This window comes from Psychromonas arctica (assembly GCF_038155225.1).
In the GTDB taxonomy this organism is placed as follows: domain Bacteria; phylum Pseudomonadota; class Gammaproteobacteria; order Enterobacterales; family Psychromonadaceae; genus Psychromonas; species Psychromonas arctica_B.
Map to the genome: position 1 here is coordinate 1 of NZ_JBAKBA010000149.1, position 253 is coordinate 253.

Annotated in this window: 1 protein-coding gene; it reads left to right on the forward strand. The window is 39.1% G+C overall.

The annotated features are described in order from the left end of the window. Nucleotide 1: 1 nt before the first annotated feature. A partial coding sequence (locus V6255_RS18120; protein WP_341629391.1) for an RnfABCDGE type electron transport complex subunit B occupies nucleotides 2-253 on the forward strand: 252 nt, incomplete at its 3' end.

A 253-nucleotide genomic window follows, 5' to 3' on the forward strand; every position in this document is an offset into this window, starting at 1 on the left:
TATTATTATTGCGATAATAACTCTCGGTGTTTTAGGGCTTATTTTTGGCTCTTTATTAGCTTACTCATCGATTAAATTTAAAGTTAAAGAAGATCCAATCGTTGAAGAAATAGATGCAATGTTGCCGCAAACTCAATGTGGGCAATGTGGTTACCCTGGATGTAAACCTTATGCAAAAGCGATTGCTGATGGTGATGACATCTATAAATGTCCTCCCGGTGGCGAAGCGGTTATGTTACAGCTCGCTGAACGT